The organism is Bacteriovorax stolpii (genome assembly GCF_002872415.1).
Classification (GTDB): Bacteria; Bdellovibrionota; Bacteriovoracia; order Bacteriovoracales; family Bacteriovoracaceae; genus Bacteriovorax; species Bacteriovorax stolpii.
Window position 1 is genome coordinate 1,004,842 of the sequence record NZ_CP025704.1, and the last position, 17,952, is coordinate 1,022,793.

At 41.2% G+C, this 17,952-nt stretch carries 20 protein-coding genes; 9 read left to right on the forward strand and 11 right to left on the reverse strand.

Going from position 1 to position 17,952, the window contains the following annotated elements:
- The first annotated feature begins 185 nt into the window (after positions 1–185).
- Positions 186–1,259: a ribosome small subunit-dependent GTPase A gene (gene rsgA, locus C0V70_RS04890; protein ID WP_102242750.1), complete on the forward strand. Its 1,074-nt coding sequence runs from the start codon at positions 186–188 to the stop codon at positions 1,257–1,259.
- Between the two features lie 62 nt (positions 1,260–1,321).
- On the forward strand, positions 1,322–2,497 hold the full coding sequence (locus C0V70_RS04895) for a COG1361 family protein (protein ID WP_102242751.1): 1,176 nt from the start codon (positions 1,322–1,324) through the stop codon (positions 2,495–2,497).
- On the opposite strand, the gene C0V70_RS04900 is transcribed toward C0V70_RS04895, so the two are convergent.
- A complete protein-coding gene (locus C0V70_RS04900) occupies positions 2,494–3,171 on the reverse strand; it encodes a hypothetical protein (RefSeq protein WP_133566718.1) in 678 nt (225 codons plus the stop codon). The two genes, C0V70_RS04895 and C0V70_RS04900, sit on opposite strands and share 4 nt — an antisense overlap.
- A gap of 373 nt (positions 3,172–3,544) precedes the next feature.
- Here C0V70_RS04900 and C0V70_RS04905 point away from each other — a divergent pair, with 373 nt between their 5' ends.
- From C0V70_RS04905 to C0V70_RS04915, 3 genes are all read left to right on the forward strand, one after another.
- Positions 3,545–4,270 carry a DUF6279 family lipoprotein gene (locus C0V70_RS04905; protein ID WP_102242753.1) on the forward strand — a complete coding sequence of 242 codons (726 nt, stop codon included), beginning with the start codon at positions 3,545–3,547 and terminating at the stop codon, positions 4,268–4,270.
- A gap of 200 nt (positions 4,271–4,470) precedes the next feature.
- Positions 4,471–5,670: a threonine--tRNA ligase gene (gene thrS, locus C0V70_RS04910; protein ID WP_102242754.1), complete on the forward strand. Its 1,200-nt coding sequence runs from the start codon at positions 4,471–4,473 to the stop codon at positions 5,668–5,670.
- Between the two features lie 227 nt (positions 5,671–5,897).
- A complete protein-coding gene (locus tag C0V70_RS04915; protein ID WP_102242755.1) occupies positions 5,898–8,594 on the forward strand; it encodes a hypothetical protein in 2,697 nt (898 codons plus the stop codon).
- On the opposite strand, the gene C0V70_RS04920 is transcribed toward C0V70_RS04915, so the two are convergent.
- Both C0V70_RS04920 and C0V70_RS04925 read right to left on the reverse strand, forming a co-directional pair.
- A complete protein-coding gene (locus tag C0V70_RS04920) occupies positions 8,595–9,365 on the reverse strand; it encodes an ABC transporter permease (protein ID WP_102242756.1) in 771 nt (256 codons plus the stop codon).
- The gene (locus C0V70_RS04925; RefSeq protein WP_102242757.1) at positions 9,358–10,269 is read right to left on the reverse strand and encodes an ABC transporter ATP-binding protein; all 912 of its coding nucleotides are present in this window, start codon (positions 10,267–10,269) and stop codon (positions 9,358–9,360) included. Before C0V70_RS04925 ends, C0V70_RS04920 begins: the two co-directional genes overlap by 8 nt.
- A gap of 79 nt (positions 10,270–10,348) precedes the next feature.
- Between C0V70_RS04925 and C0V70_RS04930 the strand changes: the two genes are divergently transcribed.
- On the forward strand, positions 10,349–10,627 hold the full coding sequence (locus tag C0V70_RS04930) for a helix-hairpin-helix domain-containing protein (protein ID WP_102242758.1): 279 nt from the start codon (positions 10,349–10,351) through the stop codon (positions 10,625–10,627).
- An 88-nt stretch (positions 10,628–10,715) separates the two neighbouring features.
- Entirely contained in the window at positions 10,716–11,051 is a 336-nt protein-coding gene (locus C0V70_RS04935; protein ID WP_102242759.1) for a hypothetical protein, read from the forward strand.
- A 4-nt stretch (positions 11,052–11,055) separates the two neighbouring features.
- On the opposite strand, the gene C0V70_RS04940 is transcribed toward C0V70_RS04935, so the two are convergent.
- Genes C0V70_RS04940 through C0V70_RS04950 form a run of 3 tightly spaced genes read right to left on the reverse strand, consistent with a single transcriptional unit; the run spans position 11,056 to position 13,452 of the window.
- A complete protein-coding gene (locus C0V70_RS04940; RefSeq protein WP_102242760.1) occupies positions 11,056–11,853 on the reverse strand; it encodes an ABC transporter permease in 798 nt (265 codons plus the stop codon).
- Positions 11,853–12,647, reverse strand: a complete 795-nt coding sequence (locus C0V70_RS04945; RefSeq protein WP_208107789.1) for an ABC transporter permease — start codon at positions 12,645–12,647, stop codon at positions 11,853–11,855. The genes C0V70_RS04940 and C0V70_RS04945 overlap by 1 nt, the downstream gene beginning before the upstream one ends.
- Positions 12,622–13,452: an ATP-binding cassette domain-containing protein gene (locus tag C0V70_RS04950; protein ID WP_102242762.1), complete on the reverse strand. Its 831-nt coding sequence runs from the start codon at positions 13,450–13,452 to the stop codon at positions 12,622–12,624. The genes C0V70_RS04945 and C0V70_RS04950 overlap by 26 nt, the downstream gene beginning before the upstream one ends.
- Before the next feature lie 124 nt (positions 13,453–13,576).
- Between C0V70_RS04950 and C0V70_RS04955 the strand changes: the two genes are divergently transcribed.
- The gene (locus C0V70_RS04955) at positions 13,577–13,915 is read left to right on the forward strand and encodes a hypothetical protein (protein WP_102242763.1); all 339 of its coding nucleotides are present in this window, start codon (positions 13,577–13,579) and stop codon (positions 13,913–13,915) included.
- 45 nt (positions 13,916–13,960) lie between these two features.
- Here C0V70_RS04955 and C0V70_RS04960 read toward each other — a convergent pair whose 3' ends face one another.
- The gene (locus C0V70_RS04960) at positions 13,961–14,431 is read right to left on the reverse strand and encodes an Hsp20/alpha crystallin family protein (protein WP_102242764.1); all 471 of its coding nucleotides are present in this window, start codon (positions 14,429–14,431) and stop codon (positions 13,961–13,963) included.
- A 103-nt stretch (positions 14,432–14,534) separates the two neighbouring features.
- On the opposite strand from C0V70_RS04960, the gene C0V70_RS04965 reads away from it, so the two are divergent.
- Positions 14,535–14,957 carry a GNAT family N-acetyltransferase gene (locus C0V70_RS04965; protein ID WP_102242765.1) on the forward strand — a complete coding sequence of 141 codons (423 nt, stop codon included), beginning with the start codon at positions 14,535–14,537 and terminating at the stop codon, positions 14,955–14,957.
- Between the two features lie 12 nt (positions 14,958–14,969).
- Here C0V70_RS04965 and C0V70_RS04970 read toward each other — a convergent pair whose 3' ends face one another.
- The 4 genes from C0V70_RS04970 to C0V70_RS04985 all read right to left on the reverse strand — a co-directional run bounded on the left by C0V70_RS04970 (position 14,970) and on the right by C0V70_RS04985 (position 17,777).
- Positions 14,970–15,431 carry a VOC family protein gene (locus tag C0V70_RS04970; RefSeq protein ID WP_102242766.1) on the reverse strand — a complete coding sequence of 154 codons (462 nt, stop codon included), beginning with the start codon at positions 15,429–15,431 and terminating at the stop codon, positions 14,970–14,972.
- Between the two features lie 522 nt (positions 15,432–15,953).
- Positions 15,954–16,223, reverse strand: a complete 270-nt coding sequence (locus C0V70_RS04975; protein ID WP_102242767.1) for a chaperone modulator CbpM — start codon at positions 16,221–16,223, stop codon at positions 15,954–15,956.
- Entirely contained in the window at positions 16,220–17,122 is a 903-nt protein-coding gene (locus C0V70_RS04980; RefSeq protein WP_102242768.1) for a DnaJ C-terminal domain-containing protein, read from the reverse strand. The genes C0V70_RS04975 and C0V70_RS04980 overlap by 4 nt, the downstream gene beginning before the upstream one ends.
- Before the next feature lie 13 nt (positions 17,123–17,135).
- Positions 17,136–17,777, reverse strand: a complete 642-nt coding sequence (locus tag C0V70_RS04985; RefSeq protein ID WP_158649571.1) for an SOUL family heme-binding protein — start codon at positions 17,775–17,777, stop codon at positions 17,136–17,138.
- Positions 17,778–17,952: the final 175 nt, after the last annotated feature.

The window sequence follows — 17,952 nt, forward strand, 5'->3', positions numbered from 1 at the left end:
TGACCAGAATTTAAAAATAAACTATCTTAAGCTCATCACCACGGGATTAACCCGTCACCAAGAGGAGGTCTGTATGTTGAATGTAATCACAAGAAAGGGCCTTCGCTCATTCGTTTTCTAATCAAATTCAAATAGCAAGGTCCTTAAGTCGTTTTAGTTTTTATAACTTAACTTAAGGAGTATTCATGACTAGTTTCCAAAGGGAGTTTTTAACTTCCTATGGCTGGGATGACTTTTTTGAAAGTCAGTGCCCAGCTGTTCTAAAAAACAATCTCGTCATTGGTCGCGTGATCAATGAAGAGAGAAATCTTTATCGAGTGCAAACTGATAAAGAGCATTTTATCCAGGCAAAAGTTTCGGGAAAAATGCAGTATGAGGCCATCTCTCGCGTGGATTATCCCGCGGTGGGAGATTGGGTTTTATGTGACCCGAGTGGCGTGATCCATTATATTTTTGAGAGAAAAAATATTTTGCAAAGAAAGAAAGTGGGTGAAGTTTCTGAAATTCAAATTTTGGCCAGCAATGTGGATTATGTTTTTATCGCCACGTCGGTCAATAGTGATTTAAATTTTGGAAGACTTGAGCGCTACCTGACATTTGCCTGGGAATCAAAAGCGGAGCCGGTGATCTTATTAACCAAGGCCGACTTAGAAGAAGATATCGACAATATCATCCTTGGAGTTGAGGCCAGATGCCCGAACGTTTGGGTGCACGCTTTGGCAAAGGATCATTTTGAAGAGGCCAACTTTCTTCGCCGTTACTTGGGATCAGGAAAGACTTCTGTGATCGTCGGTTCATCAGGAGTAGGGAAATCAACACTGGTGAATTTTCTTATCGGCAAAGAAGTTATCGCCACTCAGGAAGTACGCGCTGATGATGATAAGGGAAGGCATACTACAACATCTCGGGCGATGTATGAAAGTGTCTACGGTGGACTCATTATCGACACTCCAGGGATGAGAGAGCTGCAATTTTCTGATCACCAGGAGGGGCTGTCTCATCAATTTGGAGATATCGAAGAGTTGATCGGTCAATGCCGCTTTAATAACTGTCATCACCAGAGCGAAGTAGGTTGCGCGGTTTTAAAGGCGCTCGATGAAGGTGGGCTACTTCCTGAAAGATGGAAAAGCTACCAAAAGATTCAGCGAGAAGTCGGTCATGAAATGCGCAAAACCAACAAATGGTTAATGGCCGAGCAACGCAAGGTCTGGAAAAAACGTTCGATTGAAAGCCGACAAAAGTATAAAGGGTGGCAATAGCCACCCTTTTATTACGATGTGTGAGATGCTAAGATTTTTCAGGGGGCAACTCCTAAGGGGACATGAAATTTTTTAGCTTCATTCTTTTATTTTTTAGCACCAAAGCTTTTGGTGCTTATTATGACGTTCTCCCAAAGGGAGTGCGCAATCTCACTTATCAATACACAATGACGGGAGAAATCACCGGGCGCTATACTAACTCCGGCAACCTTCAAGGTTACAACATCAATGCTAATATCAATGCGGACTCTATAAAAGGCATTAATGCTGCCGTAGACACATACCTTGGGACACTGAGTGCTGAAGACTATAAAAATTTTAGCTTCGGGACATTTCAAGGGGCGGCGACTTCAGAGGTAAAAGTTCAGGGGCTTGGTGGTGGATATGGACTCACTGATAAAGTGACCATCTATGGTTTCATTCCTTTTTACTCTGCCACTGTTAATTTAAATATCGAGCGCACAGAAAAAGGACGCAATAATGTGGGGACAGCGATTCAACTAGAGAATCTTCCCGATGTAGATGTGAGACTGATTCAATCGCTCTTTGTGAATTATTACAAGTATCAACCACTGGGAAGATGGCAGGCCACTGATTTTGGAGACCTGGAAATGGGGGCCATGTATCAGCTGCGCAAGTGGAGAAATGCTGGTGCCCTGATTAATACAGGATTTGTTGCTCCAACTGGACGGCAAGATAACCCTGACATTCTTCAAGACATTGCTTTTGGCGATGGACAGTGGGACGCTTTTTTTGAATTTGGTGTAGGTTATACTTTTGGTGGAAAGTTGAGCGATTTTAGTTTTGATCAATGGAACCGCGCCACTTATCAATTTCCTTATAATGCTGATGTGAGATTACCATCTTCAAGTGCTTTTCCTGTCACAAGCACAAAAGGCAATGCCCATGTGAAGTTAGGAAATAAGGGCCAGACTAATTTTCAGGGAAATTATCGCATCTCAGATGACTGGGGCACATCGCTTACTTACTCATTAGAATATAAAGAAAAAGATGATTACCGTAGCAGTAATACTGTGAGCGATAGTATTTTGGAAGAGGGAACGGAGCGTATTTCACATACTGGAAGGTTTAGTCTGGGGTACACGACATTAAATCTTTTTAAGCAAAAGAGATTCTTCCTGCCCTTAAGTTTAAACCTTGCTGTTCAGTCTATTTTTGCCGGAAAGAACACTCCTAAATATGAGCGCGCTGATTTTCAAATCAGGATGTTCTTTTAAAACGGGAGCTTTAAGCCAATCTGCATTTCTACGACACCGTCTAATTTGATGTCACTAACATCGGGAAGACTGGCAATTGATAGTGAAGGCTTTAACTTCACATTTGTATTTGGTTTTAAAATATCAATGATATTGTCTTCCAGGATCTCAAATTGCAGGCATTTGTATAAACAAGTGTTACGACTTTTTCGATAGCTCAAAAAAAGTGTTTCCACTTCTCCAATCTTAGGGACTGTCACTTTTCGTGAAAGCTCCAGCGTGTTGACAAAAACGAAGTTCGCCAGGTAATCGCTGTGTTCGTCGACTTCTTTATTGTATTGAAGAAAGATGCGTTTGATCTTAAAAGACTTAATAATCTCTCGGTCTATAGAGATATCTGGAATATTGAGATCGATATCATTAATGTCGATGTTTTTTGAGCCAACCACTGCCAAAAATAATTTTGCGACTGTCTTTAGAAAAGAATTTCCGATTTGTTCGAATGTATTGGGCATACCAGCTGCCTCGAAGACATCGATATTTTTTAGATTATATTTAATGTTGAGATAAAAAATGGAAGGGTCTTTGGCCTGAGTTTCAAGTGTGGCAATGGCATCGAGAGAGAGTTCAGATTGCCCGGCCTCTTCTGCTACTTTCATCAATTGTTCTTTTTGGAGTTCAGCAATTGTCGCCACCGGTGCTATCGGTGTAATTGATTCGCTACGCTTGAGACATGAAATGCATATCAAGCCAACGACACATATAAGTGTTATTTTAAAGAGCGACCCCATCCCCATACTATCCTCGTAGAGCGAGTGTAATGGTCAACGCAGAGGAAATCTAATTTTGGAAAAAATGAGCACTTAGTCCATCTCTTCATTTGAAAAAAGTGTCCAGTTTCTCGGGCAAATACACAACCAAATAGAAGAGGTATTTAAAAAAGGCATCAGTATTGCTTATTAAGTAGTGAGGTATGTTATGAAGAAAGTAATTTTATTCCTTACCCTCATCTTATGTCTCAGTGCTTGTTCCCGAATAGATTTAGCTGTTTATTTTGCAGATACCTATGTGCAAAACAAAGCAGATGACTATTTTGACCTGACCCGCGACCAATCAAAATGGTTAAAAAAGGTATTAAAGATTGACATTGATAAAGTTAAAAAGACTATTTTTCCCCAAATCGCGGCCGAACTTAGACGAAACGCAGACATTGTGAATTCCCAAAAGACTTTTGATGTCGCTACTGTTGAGCTAAGTTATGAGCGCGTTCGTAATCTCTTTTATGATGGACTCAGAATTTTTGCACCGGAAGCTGTGGCCTTCTCAGGAAAACTTGAACCTTCTCAGGTCAATGTTTTTCAAAAAGAGTTTGATAAAAAAATGCGAGATATAAAAGAAGATGAAAGTGAAAAAGAAAACTACAAACGAATGAAAAAACACTTGGATTCCTGGTTGGGAGGTTTGACATCAGCTCAGAAAAAAGAACTTGAGAGTTATATCCATAATACGCCTTCACATGTTAACGAGAAAGTTTATAACCGTCAGCTGCTGGCCCATGAATTTGTCCGTTCCTTTCCCGATCTAAACGCCAGAGGGAGATTTGTGGAAGGACTTTTTACTCGTTATGAGTCCATGAGAGAGCCCGCTTATTCTAAACTGACCAACGAAAAAGACAGACAAGTTATCACACTCGTTACGAGTATTCTTAATAAGATGACTGACTCTCAACGCGAGACTTTAATTGAAACTTTAAGAGACAGAGCCAATCAATTAATCAAGCTGTCAAAAAAATAGTGTGGCTTGAAGACAAAAAAAAATTATGTTATGCTCATTCTTATGAGTGAAGTAATCTATCTTCCATTCAATTCCTCTACCATCACCACCCCGTAAGGGGACATTCATTTTTTGCACCCGGATTTTTCTCCGGGACAAGAGCATTCATTATTCTATTTATTAATTTAGTCTAAGCAGGTTTTAACCTGTGTGGAGTTTTTATGTCTTATTTATTTGACCACCGCAAATTAGCGGTGGAGATGGAGCTTTATTTTTTTGAAGAGGCGGTAGGGGCCGGACTTCCAATGTGGTTGCCCAATGGGTGCATTATAAAGGAAGAGTTAGAAAAATTTATTAAACGAAAAGAGTTTCTTGCGGGTTATGAGAGAGTTTCCAGTCCCCATATGGCCAAAGCAGAACTTTATGAGAAGAGTGGTCACTTGCGTTTTTATAAAGAGGATATGTTTCCGGCCATAAAAATGGAAAATCTTGAGTACTACCTTCGTCCGATGAATTGCCCTCATCATCACAAAATGTTTTCATGCAAGCCTCGCAGTTACCGTGAACTTCCTCTAAGACTGGCAGAGTATGGACAAGTCTATCGCCATGAGGCCAGCGGCTCTCTGAGGGGAATCTCAAGAGTCCGGGGCCTTTGTCAAAACGATGCACACATTTATGTTTCCGCGGAACATTCTAAAGATGAGATTATCAGAGTCCTGCGCTTACATGAGGAATGTTATAAAGAATTGGGACTGGAAGGTTATCGTTACCGTCTGTCTAAGCATGACCCCAATTCAAAAGATTTTTTAGGAGAGAGGGAAGTGTGGGTTCAGGCCGAAGACATTTTACGATCGGCCTTACTTGAATTGAAGTTGGATTACTTCGAAGCTATTGGGGAAGCTGCTTTTTATGGCCCAAAGATTGATGTACAGATGAAGTTCTTTAGTGATGAAGGAATCAGGGAAGAATCAATGGGGTCTGTGCAATTAGATTTTATCTCTGCTCAAAAGGAAAGGTTCGATCTTGAGTACATTGATAAAGAAGGGAAGATGAAAAGACCGTGGATCATTCACCGCGCTCCTCTTGGTAGTCATGAAAGATTTATTGCTATGTTGTTGGAGTATTTTGATGGAAGACTGCCGCGTTTTCTTTCGCCAATAGAGCTGTTCATCTTTCCGCTTTCTGAAGAAGCGGCCCTTAAAGCAAATGATATTGCCAGTGAGTTAATGGAAAAAGGAGTTAGGGTAAAGATAGATCATCGCCTGGGAAGCAGCCTTTCCAAAAGGATAGTTTTAGCTAGCAAGCTTCGCCCGTTTTCTTCAATGGTGATTGGTGAAAAAGAGCTATCAGGAGCACCGTTAAGAGTGGAGGCCAGGGATGGAAAAGTGATAAGTCTCATGGAATTTAGCTCACTTATATAAATAGATTTTTCCTATAAAGTGTCTTAAGAAAAAAATGAGTTATGGAATGTTGTTTAGCTTTTGCCCTCTTGGCCTAAAGTTCTCTATAGGTACGAAGGCGAAGATAGAGGAAATAAGTGCCGTTTACCTTAGGGAAACATTTATCATTGGGGGACCTTATGGTCCTCCCTCTATAAACGGAAGTTGTCTACGTAAAGTTGCATCAGAATAACACCGATAATTTTAGTATGAAAACGAACACTCTATTTGTTTTACTATTTTTTACAACCATTCCACTTCATGCTGAAGAAGCAACTTCTTTAGTAGGCTTTAAAAAAGAAACAAAATTATCGCCTTTCGTAAAAGGAAGTGAGTTTGTTAAAAAGGGGCCGGTATTTATAGGGGGAGGTGACCCTGTTGCAAATTTTAGAGTGACAGCAGATTTTGAAGATGAATTTGTTGAAGGCTTAAGAAATGCGAAAGCTGGGTGCAATAGAGATGCACTATCAACTAGTCTTGAAAATAAGTCTTTAGGTATCATCAATGCTCCACTTATAAAATTCCAGTGTGATGCTATAGAAAAATTAGAAAAAAGTAGAGAGCTGACTCCTGATCTTTGTCTTAATCTTGCCGGATGTTTAAAAAATAAACTTGATTATAGGTCTAGGGATGCTTCTGTTGCCTTTAAAAAGGCGAGATTGCAAGTGGCAAAAGAGGCGATTGCTTTGACTTCAAAGAGTGGTATCAATCAGCTTATCGATTATGAAACTCTTAGAATTTATGCATCTAATAAGTACGGGCCGGAATTTATTCCTGAAACGTGTAAACAAGATGTCCTGGATATCCCTGAGTCAGATGGCAAAAAATGTAATACGCAAGCTATTGATGAAGGGTATGCACTAGCGCAGAACTCATGTCGAATCCCGGAGATGGGATGTAATTTTGAATACCTCGAGTATATTAAAAAGACTCCGCGAAGTGAAGCCCCATCCAATAGCCAGTTAAAAGGTTATATCATCGATTTAAGTCATCAGAGAGCTGGTGATACGATGATTAGAGACACCGACATTCTGAATAAAATTGCTCTGATCCTGGCAGATTCATCATTGACGCCTGAAAAGCGTGTTGCTCTTACTATGGATCATATTTACGCGAACTATATGTCTGCCGATCCGGTGTTAAGAAGTTACTATGACCGTTCAGTGGTTAATAAGGCAAATTTAGGCAAGGATCCGATTGCTGAAGGTCTTTTAAGCTATATCAAGCACAATGAGCATAAAAATTCTCTGCAAATCCTTGTAGACTTGGAAAACCTAAGAAAGAGTGAAGCGAAATCTATTCTTGAGCAGAAGTGTGGAAAAATCAACACCATGGCAAAGCTTTGTCAGGCAGTGGATGAGATTTCTATTGGTACAACCGTTGCCGTTGAGAAAAAAGAATTTGATAAAATGCTCTCTCGCAAACCAACTTTCAATAATGCGATGATCAGTTATGAAGAACTGGCTAATAATGTGGCCCGATGTAACACTTTTAACCTTTTCACTTCTAAAGAGGGGATTCTTCAAACAGAGATAGATCTTTCGATGGGGCAGGATTTATTCACTGATGCCAATGGGTCATCGTTTAAGCAGGAGCTTTTAAAGGGTAATAAAAAACTGACTCTTGTGATTGATAGTAACGGGACAGTAACGAAATCCGATAAAGACCTTACTTTGATTTCTTCTAAAGGCTTTAGCGAGAGTAGGGAAAAAGAAAGAGGAAATGACCTTCTTCTGGTCAGAAGTTTTTCTCGTAATGCAGCTTTGCCTGAAGTATACAAAAAAGGCATTGATGGTGAAAATGGCTCAGGCTATAAAGCTTCTGCCAGCAAATCTGATAGCGCGGACTCAGGAGTTCGCACGTCATCTCACTCATCAGATAGTGAAGCATTAAAATCAGCAATGGATAGTTATTCGCTTGCTCAAAAATCTAATATGATGATTGGACCTAAATCACAAGAGCCACAAGTTCCGGTACAGCAAGTGATCAATGATCCTAATGGATATATCGCAGCTTCTGGAAAATTAACAGAGCCTTCTAAAGAAGTAGATAGTAATAAAACTCAATATAACCAGATGGTCGGAAAGATCTCGGATCTCGAAGAAAGGCTTGCCAAGGCCCAGAAACGTGCTTCAGAAGGAGAAAAAACCTCTGAAGAGAAAAAAGAGACGATATCTGCTTCTTCAAGCGATAACGAGAACTCTTTAATTGCCGAATTAAAGAGCGCCCGCAATGCACTGGTTGAAATGAATAAGAAAAAAGTGGAAGACCAGGAAGCAAAAGCCGTTGCAGCTCAAAAGGCCGTGGGGGGAAGTAACTATCGTCCAGAACAAGATGAATATTACTCAGAGGAATCTCGAGAAAACTATAGAGAAAGAGAAAGCTCAGCGCAGACTGCTTCTGCTTCAAGATCTTCTGGAGCTTCAAGAAGTATTGCTGGTCGTGATTCTTCGCCAGACAGAGGAGATGAGGGCGGTGGAAGTGTGGGCAGAGGGCCATCTTCAATCAGCCGTGGCAGCTCAGATGATGGAGACAGAAGCGATGCTATCGTCCTGACAAAAATGGATGGTGTTACCAATGCAAAAATGAATCAGACAATTAAAGATCTGATTTATGCAGAATCTGGAAAACCTTTTTATATCGAAGAAAACGGAATGGTTAAACAAATCATCCCGGAAGTGGTTGATGGAAAAATTCTTCTTAATGAAGATGGGACTCCTGTCTATAAGACAGTTGTCAAAGGAAAGGTTGGAGAGTTTAAAGTTGACTTGAAAAAAGAAAAAGATAAAAAGCTTGCAAAACAAGACTCAGCTGCCGATGTTAAAAAGTCAGATGAAAAAGCAGCACCGGCCGTACGTTATAGAGACTTGAAAGATATCATTAAACGCACGACCAAGGTTGAATAACTAGTTAATCAGCTTCTTCTTAATTTGTGAGTAGGCCAGGGCGCAGAGAATCGCGCTCTGGATAACCAGAATACTTCCACTGTATAAAAACGCCTCGCCAATCCCACGTTCCCAAAAAAGCGCTTGTGCCAGTCTCACTCCATGAATAAGTGGGAAAAACTCAGCTGCCCATCTCACGGCTTGATGCATTTCCGAAATTGGGAAGAAGATTCCCGAAAGGAAATAAAGGGGAGCAATTAAAAACGAATAGACCGTTTGAAATTGATTGATGTTGTTAACCATTGCTGAAGACAAAAGCCCCATGGCCCCACATGGAAGTGCCACTAAAAAACCAACAGAGGCCAGAGCTGGAATTAGCCACGGGTTAGTCATAAGTCCAAAGAGGGCGAGGACAATCGCTACACCAACGGCCATGACAGCTCCTTTTAAACCTACCCAAACCATTTCACCGATAACAACTTCTTTGACTCCGATGGGAGTTGTAAGCATTGCTTTGTAAACATTTTCGTAAGTCATGCGCACATAAAATCCATAACTGCTTTCAAAGAATGATGTAAAGAGTGCAGTGGCCACGGTTAGACCTGGAGCAAGGAATTGCATATAACTCATTCCTTCCACATTAGTAATAAAAGAACCAAGCCCAAGACCTAGTGAAACTAAAACTAAAGCGGGATCGGCCACAGTTGGTGAAATGTTAGCGATCAGGTCTTTTTTATAAACGATCCAGTTTCTTCTCGTGATATGAAAACATAATTCAAGTGTATTAAGCATCTGATGATAACTCCTGACCAGTTAACTTTAAGAAAACATCTTCAAGGTTAGATGGTCTGATTTGCAGGGGAGAGAGCCCATGGTCTGAATGAAAAGCTGTTAAATCTGAAAGCGATTTTGTTCTTAAGTAGAGCCCGGAAGTGTCTTCATGGTAGTCTAGGTGTCCGGCCTTGCTGGCGATGTCTTCAAGTTTCTTTTTATCTTCTAATCTAAAAATTCCTACATAACCTGGAGTGTGTTGATTGATCATGCTTTGAGGAGAGCCTTCAGCGGCCACATTCCCTTGATTCATAATCACCAGGCGGTTGCAGAGAACTTCTGCTTCATGCATGTAGTGAGTGGTCAGGACAATGGTCGTTCCATTTTGATGAAGCTCGCGCACTTTTCCCCAAAGTAAATGGCGCACGGCCGGGTCAAGACCAGTAGTGGGCTCATCGAGGATTAAGAGTTCTGGTTTTCCTAATAGGGCACGGACAAAAACCAGGCGTCTTTTCATCCCACCTGAAAGTGTTTGAATAAGAGCATCTCTTTTGTGAGCAAGATTCATGTATTCAAGTAAATCATTAATGCGTTTTTTGCGCTCACTACTTGGAACACCGATAAAAGCACAATAGATCATCATATTTTCAAAGACTGTTAAACTCTCATCCAGAGCATTGTCTTGAGTGACAACTCCTAAGCGTCCTTTGATGTCGCGCGACTGAGTGTTTGGGTCAAAACCAAAAACAGAAAGCTCTCCTCCTGTTCTCCTCACTGTCCCATAAGTCATGCCAATAAATGTTGATTTTCCTGCGCCGTTAGGGCCTAAAAGCCCAAAACATTCACCTTTTTTGACGTGAAGGTCGATGCCGTTGACAGCGGTGAAATCACCGAAAGATTTTTTTAGAGATTTTGCAATGATCACACATTTTTCCAATGATAGTGTTGAGAATCTAGTTTAGAGTAGGCATTGGGAGTTGAAAAGTTATTACAGCGAGGCATTGATGAAAGCAAAAAAAGCAAGTGAAGCATTAACTCTGGAGCAAATCCCCAACATTGGAAAGGCCTTCGTCAAAGACCTAAACCTATTGGGCATCACGAAACCACAACAACTTGCGGGAAAAGACCCTATTGCTTTATACCGCAAGCTTGAAAAAATAACGGGTCAAAGACACGATCCATGTGTTTGTGACACCTTAATGGCCGCCGTGGACTTTATGGAGGGGGGAAAACCTGTTCCCTGGTGGGATTTTACGGCTAAACGAAAAAAGATCTTGGAGTAAATTAACAAAAATCTAACTATGAAAGTTCCCTTTTTCAGGGTACAAGAGCGCCGAAACAGATTAGTAGAACAACTAAAGTGAGGTGCTTATGAAACTATTTCTTGGTCTTTCTGCATTAGTTCTCGTATCGACAGCAAATGTACAAGCTGCTGATTTCTTCCGTTGTATCACTAAAGAAGAAGCTGTTGTCGCAGCCAATTCAAACTTCGAAAATCTTCGTAAAGAACTTAAAGACAAATCATCTTTCTGGGTTCCACGCCAAACAGTACGCGAGTACATTCAAGGAATGCAATTTTCTGAAAACGAAGGCAAGTATGTCACTGGTGTTTTGGCAAAGTGGACATGTTATGCAGGCTCAGACTGCTACGTAGGGATTGAAGTCTCTTGCGATGGCACAACTGGCACTTATTTATATAACGACTAAATAATCACGAACTCGCACTCGAGTAAAACTTGAGTGCGAAATTCCAAAAGCGGTGAGTCCCATAAATAAGAATGGGAACTAAAACCACCGGCCAAAGAAGGTAGTTTAAGTCAGGCGGATTAAGCAGCGCTCTTGCCGGAATACTGACGATAACACCCACTGGAATCAGTGTTAGGATCACGTATTTGATATACGGATTGTACATTGAGTCTGGTCTCATCCCCAGGCGGTAAACCTGCCACCATAAAAATTGTAAATTCTCTGAGCGCGTGAAAATAACTGCTGTGGCAGAAAACATAAAGCGCATCGAATACACAACCGCAAGGCTGCATGGAACTAAAAGAATCAACCAAAGAAGGCGGAAGTAATTAAAATCTGGCAATTGAGACAGAGAGTAGATCAGCCACGAACTTCCCAGGATTAAGTTCCCAAAGATGGCCGTGTTAGCTTTTTGTAGCGTCAGCATAAACTGCGAGTTCACTGGTTTTGCCAGCAGTAAATCCAGGTCTCCCTTTCTTACTTTCTCCGTAATATTTTCTAAATTCTCGTGAATGATAATCATATAAAAAGCATCAATCACAAATAGGAGTCCTAAGAAGACGCGCATCTGGTGAACATCCCAGTCTCCAATTTTTTCTGTGTGCTGATAAAGCACTTCGAAAGTTAAGATCTGAGCGGCATACCAGAAAACATCAGTCAGGATGCGGGTAAAGAAGTTCGCGCGGTATTCAAGATCAGCAATAAAACTAGCCTTGAACATCGCCTTATAAAGTGAAGCATATTTTTTTAGAGTATGAAACATTACGCCCCCGTTCCTACGTAAGAGTCTATGCCTTTTTTCCAAAGGTAAGCACCAAGAAGGTTAAGAACAATAAGTCCTACGGTGACAGAGATAAATCCAGTATAAACAGTTTCAATGCCCACGCGTCCTGTGATGTATCCAACAGGAACAAACACACCGCTAGCAAACGGAAGACTGATAATCGTCGTTTTAAAAGGCTCTGGAAGTAGATCTAGCGGAAAGAGCTCTCCCATTAGAATCCAGAAAAATAAATTCTTCGCTACCGTGATTGAAGAAATTTTAGTGAAGTGGAAGGCCATGGTCGAAATAATAAAACTGATCGTGTGAACCAGGATCAAATAATAAAAACAAAGCAGAGTCGCTAACGGCAGTCTTGTTAAAATGGCCGGAAGGTTAAAAATATAAGCGCCGGCAATCGGAACAAGAAGAGAGATAATGGTCGTGACGATTTTGTATCCCATTAACTGTGAAAGATAGTATTCGTAAAAACTCATTGGGCGAACAATTAAACTGTTAATTGTCCCAGAGCTGATTTCTTCAATCATTCTGAATTCGTACATCCAGCTTGTGGCAATTCTGGCAAAAAAAGCAGACCAAAGAGCGTAACTCAAATAACTTTCGCGAGAAAACCCGGCGATCATATCAGTGTGAGCACCTTTAAAGACAGCAATCCATAAAAGGATCTCAATCCCAGTTGTTAAGATAGGCTGAACAAGCGCATCGACAAAATAATTTAGACGGTATTCTAAATTGGTGACGACGGCCAGATTAGCGAATGCGAGATTCCGTTTCAAGAAAACGGCGAATGACTTCTTCAAAATCGACCTTCTCGTCGTGTGCGAGTTCACTGTTAGTATTGTTAGTAAATTCTTCTACTGTTCCCTGGTAAACGATGTTGCCTTTAGAAATTAAAAGCAGGCTATCGGCCAGAGTGGCGATATCGTCCATGTAGTGGCTGGTTAAAATAACTGTCGGCTCTCTTTCCTTCACATAGTTTGAAAGGAAGTTTCGGATGTTTTCCTGAGCGACAATATCCAGACCGATGGTAGGTTCATCCAAGAAGAGAATCTTCGGCTCATGTAAAAGAGCACCGATGATTTCCATCTTCATTCTTTCACCAAGAGAGAGTCTTCTTAACTGAGTTGTTAAAACATGCTTACAATCAAGCATTGTCGCCAGCTCATCCACGCGCTTTCTGGTTTTAACAATATCCAGATCGTAAATGCGCGCAAGGAGTGCGTATGAGTCTACCGGTGAGATATCCCACCATAACTGGTTTTTTTGTCCTAAGAGAATACTCATCTGGCTTAGGAATTCGTTTTTGCGCTCCCAAGGTCTATAACCTAAAACTGTGGCTTCACCAGAGCTTGGTGTCACTAGTCCGGAAAGGATCTTTAAAAGCGTGGTTTTCCCGGCCCCGTTGGCACCGACCAGACCGATGATCTTTCCCGATTCGATTTTAATTGAGGTCTTATTTAAAGCGATCTTAGAGTCGTACTTTCGCTCCCAGATCCCTTTGATAGAGTTCACCAGACCTTCGGGCTTCTGGTAAGTTTTATAGACCCTCATCAGGTCTTGGGTTTCGATTACATATTTCATAGTTTTAATAGATTATGAGGGGAATTTTCCAATGTAAACGGGATTCTTTAAGTAAAGTTTACAGGTTATCGAATGGTAACCCATTTCTGTGTTACTAATGCTTTCACACATGGAGATTTACACTATGAAAACACTTTTTGCGGTTACACTTGCCCTTGGTCTTTCGACTTCAGCTTTCGCTGGCAGCCTAAATGAGAATGCTCTACAAGCACTTTTAAATACAAAAGGAACGACTTTGGTGGGTGATGTTCACTCGTACGAGACAGTCGCTTCAATTTATAAAGACGCTGTAAAATCTAAGGCCCGTATCAATAACGAATGTCATCCATTAAATAATCAAGTAGCACACTGTACGCTATGGATTAACTATAACCCAATCGGAGAAACAGCACTCTCTTATGAAGTTGCTCTTCCTGGGCATGAATTATTATCAGATGTTATCGAGGTTGCAAGAGGTGATTGATTGTTAAACAAAGGCCCCGCGAATGCAGGGCCTGGAATCGGGGGATTAATTAACAGTCTTTGCTTCTTGACCGTCAACGGCTTCATGTTTTTTGAAGTTCAAAAAATCGCTCCAGGATTTTGGCCTTTCACCCGTAGAGATGGTGATTTTCTTTTTGGCCTTGTCTTGGACGGTTTTATGAAGCGCTAAATTCAACACGCCATTTTCATAATGCGCAGAAATTTTTTCTCTATCCACGTTCTTTGGAACGTTGATGATGTAGTCGTATTTGCGCACGACTGTCTCTTTGTCATAGGCATCCTTTCTCTCTGCACTTACTCGGATAATATTCTCTTCCATATCAATGGCAATGTCGGACGAGTTAACCCCCGGCATATCAATTGTTGTAAAGTAAGCTTCTTCGCTTTCGCGGAAATTCCTGTAGGCCGCGTTCTGAGTAGTGTCGTCAAATATTTGGTCAAAGAAAAACGGTGAATAATTAGGTTGTAACAAATTGATTAATGCTCTATTTCTCATAAATCCTCCTTATGGATCTCGTTACACCTAAAAGATGGAGGCGGTTTTTTGGGTGTCAAGGTTTGGGCTTAATTTTTTCATTTTTTGGTGCTAGCTTCATCTTATGAAATATAAAACCGCTAAAAATAATGAAGATTTAAAACTTTTTTTCCCAGTACTCAAAGAGCTTAGACCTCATTTAAGTTTTGAAGAATACCTGTCCATTTACCAGGAAGCTCATGCTCGTGATCAATATGAAATGGTTGCATTAGTAGAGAATGAAAAAATACTGGCGCTGATGGGCTATAGAGTTCTTTGTGATTTTGTACGAGGAAGACATCTTTATATTGATGATTTGGTTTCTGTTGAAAAATCTAAGGGCCATGGAGCTCAACTTTTATCTTACGCAGAAGAAAAGGCACGGGAGCTTGAGTGCACTGGTGGATTGAGATTGTGCGCTGTTTTGGAAAATACTGGCGGTATTAAGTTTTATGAAAAAAACGGTTGGAAGGCGAGGGCCTTTGCTTTTGTAAAAAAGCCCCTTTAAAGGGGCTTCCTTTTATGAATACACTCTCTGTGCACGTTCTTTGATTTCGTCGGGAGTGAGGTCTTCGATGTGCGTTCCGAGTGTCCATATATGTCCAAACGGGTCTTCAAAGGTTCCGGTGCGGTCTCCATAAAATTGATCACGCACTTCTTTTACCATTTTCATTCCTGCGGCCATGGCCTTTTCTGCTGCTGCATCCACGTCTGGAACATACACCATGAAACTCACTGAACGGTATTCTCCCGTTTGAGGGGAAAGATGCATGCCTGGATCATCACCGGCCATCATGATGATAGAGTCTCCAACTTTGAATTCGGCATGGGCAATTTGCCCTTGCTGTATTTCGACTTTTGAAATAATTTTCGCCCCCAACGCTTTTTCATAAAAATCCAGCGCTTTTTTTGGATCACTGACAATAATATAAGGGGTGACTGTTCTTAAACCCTTGGGTATTGCATTTACTTCTGTATCCATCTTTTCCTCCTGCGTGAAATTTCATAAAATCACCTACAAAGTCAGTGCCGTTTTCTAGGGCATTTTGAGAGGCAAAATTCCACATAAAGCTTTTTGCTACAGTGTCTAAAAGAGCGCATTTTTAAGGAAGCGCAATGGCATGATTTATGCTCCTTAAATAGTGGGAGCTCGCTCTCAAAAAGGAGATACAAAGAGTGCGAGTGCTGATCGATCTATTGAGATTGAATTGATCGAGAAGTAAATTAACTTGAGTGTAAAAATGAAGAACAGGATTTTTATCAAGCTCTCCATACGTAGGTCTCTTAAGACCCAACGATAGTGATAAAAAACGATAATTGGAACTAGGATAAAAATCTAGGTGCCGATAACATCATTGCGACCCTGTCATCGCCATCGATTCTCACCCCATCTTAAGAGAAGGCGAGTTCCACGGGAGCACAATTTTTACCGACATCTCAGGGTAATGACCCATTTCAAACGTGAGTGATTTATAGCAGGCCTTGTTTTTCAAGGCCTGTTTTTTTATAACGAGTCTCTTTCCGAATTGTGAATGATATAATTGAGTTGATCTACCAGATGAAGAATAATAGGAATGGCCTCGTCGTTGACTCCAAACTTCTCCTGCAGGTCGTGAATTAAAAGAATCCTGCAAATATCTTCTTCATCGAGCATTTTGAGTTCGATATCAATGGGGGAAACCCACTCCTCCTGAATAAAATGGATAATCGTGTCAGTTTCGAGTCCACAAATTCTAGAGACGTCATCGAGATTTCTTCTTAGGGGAAGCTTCATGCGTGGATCCTCGGGTTATAGGAATACTTTTTCTCTAAGTCTATGATGGCCTCCTGGAGTTCCGGAGCCACATGTTTTGGAATCACAATTTTTAAAGTGACAATTTGATTGCCGCGGTTTTCTTTGGGGCCGGCTCCTTTGTGCTTGATTCTCAGCTTAGAGCCGCTGGAGACTCCAGCTGGGACTTTGAGCATGACGCTCCCATCGATGGTGGGGACTTCAATTTCCGCACCATGGATAGCTTCAAAGAAACTAATAGGCACTTCGGAGTGAATATCATTTTCTACGCGAGTAAAACCGGCGAGTGGTTTTATTGAAATTTGAATGTAAGCATCTCCCGCCGCACCTGAGCCAACTCCAGGAGAGCCCATGCCCTTAAACTTTAATTTTTTACCTTCTTCAATTCCTGCCGGGATTTTGACCTGTAGTTTTTTTCCATTGGGAAGAGTGATGACTTTTTCTCCTCCCAGGGCCGCTTCTACAAAGTCGACTTCCATTTGATAGAGCACATCTTCTCCTGCGAAGTCCATGCCCTCAGAAGTAAAACGGCCATGACCTCTGCGGTTTCCAAAAAGGCTCTCAAAGAGATCTTCCGGGTCATAATCAGAACTATAGGAAGAAGAGTAGCGATGATTTCTATTGGCCCCGCGATTCGTACGGTATTCTTCATATTCGTGCTGGCGATGCTCGTCTGTTTCTCCGCGGTCAAATTTCGCCTTGGACTCTTCTGTTCCGATCAGATCAAAGGCATGAGAGATTTCTTTAAACTTTTTTTCGGCCTCTTTATTGCCTGGGTTTAAATCCGGATGATATTTTTTGGCGAGCTTGCGGTAAGATTTTTTGATGTCATCGAGAGTCGCTGTTTTTTCAACACCTAAAATTTTATATGGGTCAGTCATTTATTAAGTCCTATTAAAAAAATTGTTTCACTTCGACGTGGACTTCATTTCTTCTTAAAAAAGGAATTGTGGTTGGGCCGTCGTATTGAGCAATTTGAATATCGCCAACCGGGAAAAAGAGATCACTTTTGCTGATCCATTGAACCAGCTCAGCAGAAAATTTCTTGATCTTCTCCTGATCGTTGGCCCCTGAGTAGCGCAGCGAGGCCACCATGCGCTCAGGACTTTTATGTAAAAGAATTCTATTGTCTTTAGGAGTTGGCGCCGTGGCCAGGTTGTACTTTTGCGGAAGCACAAACGACATGGTCCAGCCATTTGAATTAGGCCCTTGATAAATAGGAGAGGTCATGGGGATATAATCATTGGTTTCTTCCTGAAGGACTGGAGAGGTCATCTTCAGGTGCTTATGGTCTTTGTTTTGGCCAAAAATATAGGAAGCTAGGCATGCAAAGGCCTCCTTCTTGACCTCTTCGAAGTTACCGTTAATCGTAACCGAGGCGAGAATGAAGGAATTGTATTTTCTGATTTCTTTGTCGCCTTCAGTGCAGACCACCTCATAGAAAGGCTCTTCACCTAATCGGATTCCAAAAAAACCTGGGATGCCTTTAAGTTTTTCACTCAAGGGAATGTCGAGAGTCACTTTTTCTTGGTTCATGACGACCTCCATAAGACTCCAATCATTAGATGAAGCAAAGGCGAGGCCAATAAATTGGGAGATTTTTACTGGAAAATAAGGAACATTTGAGGCAATTTAGTCAGGTAATGTGGCAAAAATAATTAACGCATAGCTGGTTCATCTCTTGAACAACTTTTAGGGAATAGCTATGATA